The 7058-nt window shown below is 74.5% G+C and carries 7 protein-coding genes; 2 read left to right on the top strand and 5 right to left on the bottom strand.

Annotated elements, in window-relative coordinates; translation table 11 throughout:
• Positions 1-163: 163 nt before the first annotated feature.
• The gene (locus ABT014_RS29710; protein WP_350642316.1) at positions 164-826 is read right to left on the bottom strand and encodes a response regulator; all 663 of its coding nucleotides are present in this window, start codon (positions 824-826) and stop codon (positions 164-166) included.
• Positions 823-2130, bottom strand: coding sequence for a sensor histidine kinase (locus ABT014_RS29715; RefSeq protein ID WP_350642317.1), 1308 nt, complete (start codon positions 2128-2130; stop codon positions 823-825). The genes ABT014_RS29710 and ABT014_RS29715 overlap by 4 nt, the downstream gene beginning before the upstream one ends.
• 355 nt (positions 2131-2485) lie before the next feature.
• Between ABT014_RS29715 and ABT014_RS29720 the strand changes: the two genes are divergently transcribed.
• Positions 2486-3961: an alpha/beta hydrolase family protein gene (locus tag ABT014_RS29720; protein ID WP_502895126.1), complete on the top strand. Its 1476-nt coding sequence runs from the start codon at positions 2486-2488 to the stop codon at positions 3959-3961.
• An 82-nt stretch (positions 3962-4043) separates the two neighbouring features.
• On the opposite strand, the gene ABT014_RS29725 is transcribed toward ABT014_RS29720, so the two are convergent.
• The 3 genes from ABT014_RS29725 to ABT014_RS29735 all read right to left on the bottom strand — a co-directional run bounded on the left by ABT014_RS29725 (position 4044) and on the right by ABT014_RS29735 (position 5774).
• The gene (locus ABT014_RS29725; RefSeq protein ID WP_350642319.1) at positions 4044-4463 is read right to left on the bottom strand and encodes an SRPBCC family protein; all 420 of its coding nucleotides are present in this window, start codon (positions 4461-4463) and stop codon (positions 4044-4046) included.
• A 31-nt stretch (positions 4464-4494) separates the two neighbouring features.
• Positions 4495-4947 (bottom strand): MarR family winged helix-turn-helix transcriptional regulator, encoded by a 453-nt coding sequence (locus ABT014_RS29730; RefSeq protein WP_350642320.1) that lies wholly within the window; start codon positions 4945-4947, stop codon positions 4495-4497.
• A 182-nt stretch (positions 4948-5129) separates the two neighbouring features.
• Positions 5130-5774 (bottom strand): DUF6215 domain-containing protein, encoded by a 645-nt coding sequence (locus tag ABT014_RS29735; RefSeq protein ID WP_350642326.1) that lies wholly within the window; start codon positions 5772-5774, stop codon positions 5130-5132.
• A 421-nt stretch (positions 5775-6195) separates the two neighbouring features.
• Between ABT014_RS29735 and ABT014_RS29740 the strand changes: the two genes are divergently transcribed.
• Positions 6196-6981 carry an HAD family acid phosphatase gene (locus ABT014_RS29740; protein ID WP_350642322.1) on the top strand — a complete coding sequence of 262 codons (786 nt, stop codon included), beginning with the start codon at positions 6196-6198 and terminating at the stop codon, positions 6979-6981.
• Positions 6982-7058 lie beyond the last annotated feature (77 nt).

Here is a 7058-nt window from a genome sequence, read left to right on the forward strand (position 1 = left end):
GTTCGACCGGCCAGGATCGGGCGACCGGCGGACCGTTGGTCCCCGAACTCCCTACCCTCGACCAAGATCCCATCTCGGCGACCGGCTGGCCAGTACCCGCCCGGTCACCCGCCCCGCCACCCGCCCGGCTACCCGCCCCGCCGGCGCGCACGCCGGTGCGGCGTCAGGCCGGATGGATCAGGCGGCTCTCGTAGGCGAAGACCACGGCCTGGATCCGGTCGCGGAGTTCCAACTTCTGCAGGATCCGCCCCAGATGGGACTTCACGGTCGCCTCCGCGAGGTGGAGCGCGGCCGCGATCTCGGCGTTGGACAGGCCGCGGCCGACCTGGACGAGCACCTCGCGCTCGCGGGCGCTGAGCCGGCCCAGTCGCTCCTCGCGCTCGGCGGTGCGGCCGTCGGGGATGTGCGGACGGAACCTCTCCAGCAGGCGCCGGGTGACCCGCGGGGAGACCACCGCGTCGCCCGCGGCCACGCTGCGGATCGCGCCGAGCAGCTCCTCGGGCCTGGTGTTCTTCAGCAGGAACCCGGAGGCCCCCGCGTCGAGCCCGGCGAAGGCGTACTCGTCCAGGTCGAAGGTGGTGAGGATCAGCACCCTGCTCCGCGGCGAGAGCGCGACGATCTGCCGGGTCGCCTCGATCCCGTCGGTCCCGGGCATCCGGACGTCCATCAGGACGACGTCGGGCCGCAGTTCGCGGGCGAGCCGGACGGCCTGGGCGCCGTCCGCGGCCTCGCCGACCGGCGCCATGTCGGGCTGGGCCTCCAGGACCGTGCTGAAGGCCATCCGGAGCAGCGCCTCGTCGTCGACGATCAGGATCCGGATCGTCATGCCGGCACCTCCCCGCCGCTGCCGAGCAGCAGGCGGGTGCGGACCCGCCAGCCACCGCCCGGGAGCGGGCCGGCCTGCAAGGTCCCCCCGTAGGCGGCCGCGCGCTCGCACATGCCGGGGATGCCGTGTCCGGCCGGCGCGGCCGTCGGTGCGGCGGCCGGGCGCGGCGGGCGGGGGCCGCTGTCGGTGACGTCGACCGAGACGGCGCCGGTCGAGCAGCGGACCCGGACCGTCGCGCGGGTGCCGGCCGGGGTGTGCTTGAGGGTGTTGGTCAAGGCTTCCTGCACCAGGCGGTGGACGGTGAGTTGGGCGGTGGCGGGTACGTGGGCGTGGGCGCCGTGGACCTCGAGGCGGGTCGGCAGCCCGGCGGCGCACATCTGGTCGGCGAGCGTCGCCAACTGGGCGATGCCGGGCAGCGGGTGGCGCTCGGCGTCCGGTTCGTCGGTCCGCAGGATGCCCAGCGAGCGGCGCATGTCGGTCAGGGCCTGGCGGCCCGTCTCGGAGATCTGGAGCATCGCGGAGGTGGCCCGGTCGGGCGAGCGGTGCTGCGCGTAGAGCGCGGCGTCGGTCAGCGCGACCATGACGGACAGATTGTGGGTGACGATGTCGTGCATCTCGCGGGCGATGCGGGTCCGCTCCTCGGCGACGGCCAGCCGCGCCTGCTGGTCGTGCTGGTGCTCCAGGCGGGCGGCCCGCTCCTGCACGGCGGCGAGGTAGGCGCGGGTGGTCCGCGCGCTCACCCCGAGCACGGCGGCCGCCACGGTCATCGCGGTCACCGCGACGAAGGGCGTCAGGAACGCGCCGTCCGGCGCCCAGCGCAGGCAGGCCAGCAGTGCCCCCGCCTCCACGACGGCGCCGGCCAGCAGCGCGCCGCGCCGGCCGGTGTTCGCCGCCACCGTGTGGAGAGCCACCAACAGGGCGATGTCCGCCGGCAGTTGGACGTCCAGCAGCCACTGGACCAGGGCCGCGGCCGTCACCGCCCCGAACACGGTGAGCGGGGCCCGGCGCCGCCACAGCAGGGGCAACGCGAGGGCCGCGGTTAGCGCCGCGGCCACCGGCAGCTCGTGCGGCGGGTGGGTGGTCGCCACGTTGAGGAGCAGGAGCGCCGCCAGCAGCGCGTCCCCCACCGCGGGCGGCAGCCGGGGGCACCGGCGGGCGGCGCCCGCCACCACGCGCGCGGCCCGGCCCCGGGCCGGGTCGGCGTACCCCGTCAGCCGTCGGGCCGCCCGCACCCAGCCGTCCTGCAACTGGTCCGGTTGGCGGGCGCGGTGGGCGCCGCCGGGTTGCGCGGCCGTCTCGGTCATCCACCTGGTCCTGTCGATCCATCGTCATGGCGGCCCCGGCCGGGGCCGCCACCGCGTACGAGCGGCCCGGGTCGGGCGCGGGGCTCGTTCGGCCGACCCGGGTCCGGGGCCGGGCGGGTACGCCGCGCGCCACCCGGCACGCGCCGCGGCCCTGTCACGGTAGACCGCGGGCCGGCGCGGCACATGAGCCCACCGGTCGACCCCACCACGCCGAGCTACGACCGCAGGAGGAGGACCGTTACCGCCCGGGGTCGCAGAACGGTCCCCGATCCGGCCCGCCGGACTTCCACCCGGGTCGCACCGGCCCCGCCCCGGATTGCAACCCCGGGCCGCCGACCAGGGCGACCGGGGATCGATGTGGCGGCGGGCACCCGGCGCCGACGATGGGCGGGTGACCGAGATCATCACGGGACCGTCGATGTCCCTTCCCGAAATCCTCGCCCTGCTCGGCGCCGTCGCCCTGGTGGTGGCGCGCTGGCTGCCCCCCGCCGCCCGCCCCCGCGTCACGATCGCGGCCGGGGCGCTGTTCGTGGTGTCCGCGATCGTGCTGGGCGTGCTGGGCGTCCGCTGGCAGCTAATGCCGGTCCTGGTCGGCGCCGCGTCGGCCCTGCCGTTCGCCGTCGCACCCCTACTGCGCCGCCGTACCGGCCGGCAGCCGTGGCGGGCCCGCTGGTGGCTGGCGCTGCCTGGGTCGCTGGCCTGCCTCGGCCTGATCGCCGCCGGCCCGGTGGCAGCCTGGGCCTTCCCCGTCCCCGTCTTCCCCGAGCCGACGGGCGGGTTCGCGGTGGGGACCCGCGTGGAGCAGTGGACCGACCCGCTGCGCCCCGAGACCTTCACCCCCGATCCGGACGACCGGCGCACCGTCGTGGCGCAGCTCTGGTACCCGGCGCAGCCGAGCCCCGCGGGCACGCAGCGGGCCCAGTACCTCGGGCGTACCGAGCGGGAGGCGCGCACCGTCGCCGACGCGCTCGCGGGCGGCGTGGGGCTGCCGGGCTTCCTGATGGACGGCGTTCCGCGGGCCCGCAGCCACGCGGTCGTCGACGCCCCGGTGGCCACCGGGGGCGGGCGGTTCCCGGTTGTGCTGTTCTCCCCCGGGTCGGGCGGCGTGCGCACCCAGAACACCGCCTGGGCCGAGGAGTTGGCCAGCCACGGCTACCTGGTGGCCGCCCTCGACCACCCGTACGACTCCGCCGCCGTGGTCCTCACCGACGGCCGGACGATCACCACCGCGACCCACTCCTCCGGCGACCCCGACGAGGACGACCGGCTGGCGGCCGGCTGGACGGCGATACGGGCCGCCGACCTGAGCTTCGCCCTCACCCGGCTCGAAGGCCTGGACCGGGGTGCGGACGCCGACCCGCTGCGCGGACGCCTGGACACCGGCCGGGTCGCGGTGACCGGCCACTCCATGGGCGGCGCCGCCGCGCTGCAGGCGGCCCGGCAGGACCACCGGTTCGGCGCCGTGATCGATCTGGACGGCTACCCCCACGGACCCACCACACCTGGCCTCGACCGGCCCGTGCTGGCCCTCACCCAGGAGATCACCCCGGCGACCGATCCGCGCTACCTGCCCCGCCTGACCGAGGTGCTCGACTCCGACACCGCGCCGAGCTACCGGCTCACCGTCCCGGGCGCCGCGCACCTCACCTTCATGGACGGCCCGCTGTACCTGCCGCCGGTGCCCACGATCGTCGGCTCCCTGGGCCGCACCGCGAGCCCGCGCACCGTCGCCGGGGCCACCCTCGCCTTCCTGGACACCGTCCTGCAGGGGAAGCCCGACGACCTGGCCACCGCCCTGCCGGCCTACGGCGCCCTCAGCGTCCACCGCTGATCGGCCGCGGCAGCCACTCCGGCGCGACCCCGGGAGCCGGGGCCGCGCCGGAGTGGTCGGCGGCTGCGCGTGCCGTCCGGGGTCACCCGTCGGCTTCCAGGATGCGCTTGAGGGTGGCGAGTTCGGTGTCGGCGAGCGCGACCTGCTGGTCGAAGAACTCCTCGGAGAACGCCGGCGGCCGGAAGAAGGTCATCATGAACTCGGTGCCGGTGCCGTTGGCCACCACGCGGGCGGGGACCTGCCAGGACGCCTTCTCCTCGACGTAGTCGTGGTCGAGGAGGCCGAGTTCGGCGTTGCCGCGGATGCGCAGGCGGGCGGGGCCGTGCGGGGTGTCCATCAGCCACCAGTCGGGGTCGTCGGTGGGCTCGATGGCCTGCACGTTCACGACGGCCCAGGCGGGCCAGTTCGCGGGGTCGGCCAGGTAGTCGAAGACCTCGCGGGCGGGGCGTTCGATGGTGACGGTCTTGGTGATCGAGCGGGCGGTGGTCGGGGCGGCGTTCATGGCCGGCTCCTTCACGGGGACGGGGTCGAGTTCACGGGGACGGGGTCGAGGGACGGGTCTCGCCGACCAGGCCGCGGATCCACTCCTCCAGCTGGAGGCGCTGGTCCGCGGTGAGGTGGGCGAAGAAATGGGCGTCGTTGCGGTCGGCGATCCCGGCCAGTCGGGGCGCGAGTTCGCGGCCGGCGTCGGTCAGGGTCAGCCGCAGGATACGGCGGGACTCCAGGGCGGGCTCGCGCGAGATCAGGCCCTTGGCGACCAGGCGGTCGACCAGGCGCGAGACCGCGCCGACGTCGATGTCGACGTACCGGGCCACCTCCCGGGTGGTGGTCGCGTCGCCGCGGTACACGGTGATCAGGACGGCCCACTGGGACACGGTCACACCGTGCTCGGCGAGCTCGCGCTCGAAGCGGCCGTGCACCTCGTCGGAGAGCCGGCGCAGCCAGTACCCGAGGTGGTCGCGGAGGCCGTTGGTCGATGCAGTCACGCTTCCAGCATGGATGCCGGAACAACTGTTGTCAAGGCAACATAGAGGTCGCGGCAGGCCGCGGTGCGCTCCGGCGACTCCGGCCGGGCGGGCTCTCGCGATGCGGTACGGCTACCGCGAGTGCGCACTCGTCGACCTGGCCTGGTGCCCCGACGGGGTCGCCCCGAGCCTCGCGGTGGGGCTCAGGAGGCCGCGGCCGCGGCCCAGCCCGGGAGGGTCGGCAGGACCGTCTCGGCGAGCTGGTAGAGGGCCTGCTCGTCGACGGGCGTGCCGTCGGTGGTGAAGACCGCGATCTCGTACGCCCGGCCGCCCGGTGCCTTGGGATCCTTGGCGACGGCGAGGTTGCGGGTGCGCGGTCCGCTCCCGGTGCTGACCTTGCCGTCGGCTCCGGCCCCGAACGTCATCGCATGGGTGGAGTAGATCGTGGCGGGGTGACCGAGCAGCGTGGCGGGCGCGGGGAAGAACTGCGACATGTCCGCCAGGTCCTCGACCGTGACCGAACTGTCCGTCAGCACGACCACGCTCCGGCCCAGCCGCACCTCCACCGTCGGGTCCCCGAGCGCGAACGGCGCCGGCCGGGCGGCGGTCACCCGATCCTCGGGCGTCCCCATCAGGGCCGGCAGGTCCGGCCGGTTGAGCGCGGCACAGAGCCCGGCGTACGCGGGCGGGTCCGTGGGCCGGGGCTGGTCGCACGCGACCGGCGGCTCCGCCTTCTCCGCCGGCCCGCTGCGGGACGCTACGACCCACCCGACACCCCCGCCGAGCCCGACCGCCGCCAGCGCGGCCACCGTCACCACGACCGCCGTGTTCCTACCGACCTTGCTCACTGCCAACGCCCCGGCTCCTCATTCACCACGCCCCGTCCCCGCACGTCGGAGACCCCAGAGCCCAGGTGATCATAGGTCGATCCACCACCCCCACGCCCTGGGGTTTCCCACCCGAGCCGCAACACCGGGACCTCGGGGTTCGCCGACTACCTCCGAGGCGTCCTCGCGGGCACGGTCCGGTCCGCGGTCCGCTCCCCCGCCGCAGCCCATAGCTTCCGGCCGTCCGGCGACTTCCGCCGCCTGCCGGGCCCGTGCGATGGGCGCTCTCAGCGCGCGTAGACATCGCGCGTAGACACCGCGCGTAGAGTTTGCTTGACCAGTCCGGTTACCCGCCCGTACGTTCATCCCCGCATCGTGCGCGCCGGGGCCGCGGAGGCGACTCCCGTCCCTGCCCCCGGCGGCAGAACAGGGGAGGAACCACATGGCCGGAAAGACCCTCGGCAGCCGCTCGAAGACCCTCGTCACGCTCGCCGTCGGCGTGATCGTCGGCGGCGCGGTCGCGGGCGGCGGCTTCGCGTTCGCCGACGCCAAGGCGCCGCGGACCGACCGTCAGATCACCAACATGACCGACGAGGTCAGCGACATCAAGGCGTACTACGGCGACACCGTCGACGCGCAGGGCGAGCACTGGCCGTCCGCGACCGGCAACTACGCCAAGCAGGTCGCCGGGATCGAGAAGGACGCCAAGCAGTACCTGCAGTCGCGCGCCCGGCACGACCGGAACAAGAAGAAGGCGATCGTGCTCGACGTCGACGACACCTCGCTGTCGACGTACAACTACGAGTTGGAGACGACCTTCGTCTACAACCCGGCCAGCAACGCCCAGTACATCGCCACCAAGACCATGCCGGCCGTCTTCGGCATGAACACCCTGGCGTCGTGGGCCGAGCAGCAGGGCTACACCGTCTTCTTCGTCACCGGCCGCCCGGAGGCGCAGCGCTCGTCCACCGCGGCCAACCTGGCCGCCGTCGGCTTCCCGTCGGCGGACGCCTCGCACCTGTACCTGAAGAACAAGGACAACCCGCCGGCGTACCTGCCGTGCGGTGCGACCTGCACCACCATCGAGTACAAGTCCGGCACCCGCGCGCACATCGAGAGCCTCGGCTACGAGATCGTCGCCAACTTCGGTGACCAGTACAGCGACCTGTCCGGCGGCCACGCCGGCAAGACGTACAAGATCCCGAACCCGATGTACTACCTCCCCTGACCGGGAGCCCGAGCGTGACCGGTGTCGGCATGGACACGGCGTTGACCGCCGGGTCCTGCGTCACGTACAGGTCCGGG

This window comes from Kitasatospora sp. NPDC094015, from assembly GCF_040304075.1.
GTDB lineage: Bacteria > Actinomycetota > Actinomycetes > Streptomycetales > Streptomycetaceae > Kitasatospora.